This is a genomic window from Tessaracoccus lubricantis (genome assembly GCF_039544535.1).
Classification (GTDB): Bacteria; Actinomycetota; Actinomycetes; order Propionibacteriales; family Propionibacteriaceae; genus Arachnia; species Arachnia lubricantis.
Genome location: NZ_BAABLV010000071.1, coordinates 1 through 592 on the forward strand (window position 1 = coordinate 1; position 592 = coordinate 592).

Genomic DNA, 592 nt, shown 5'->3' on the forward strand with positions numbered 1-592 from the left:
CCAGCGCGAGCACCCGCTTGTCACCGATCCTGCACCGGAGCCGGTCCATCAAGGCGGTGTGGTCGATCATGTCGAAACACGCCTCAATGTCGGCCTCCAGCACCCACTCATACGATTTGCTCGCGAAGTGGTGGATCTCGGCGACCGCGTCCTGCGCGCGCCGGTTAGGTCTGAACCCATAGGAGCACGACTTGAAGTCGGCCTCGAAGATGGGTTCCAGGACCAGCTTCAAAGCTGCCTGCACCACCCGGTCGGTCACGGTCGGGATGCCCAACTTGCGCAGCTTGCCGCTGGCCTTGGGGATCATCACCTGCCGCACCGGCACCGGCCTGAACTCTCCAGCCCTCAACTGGGCTCGAATGTTTCGCAGGAACTCCTCCACCCCGACCCCGGAACTGATCCGTGCCACGGTGACACGGTCCACCCCGGGAGTCTTGGACCCCTTGTTCCCGGCGACGCGTTCCCACGCCATCGTCAAGAACGCCGGATCACACACAAGGTTCCACAGGTCATCGAACCGGCGACCACCATCGGTGGCCGCCCAACCATGCAGCTTGGTCTGCATCCTCCGTACCCCCAGATAGGCCCGAGC

General features: G+C 63.9%; 1 protein-coding gene. It reads right to left on the reverse strand.

The features are described from left to right. The coding region (locus ABEA30_RS15875; protein WP_345584606.1) for a reverse transcriptase domain-containing protein at positions 1–565 on the reverse strand (565 nt) is incomplete at its 3' end. Positions 566–592: the final 27 nt, after the last annotated feature.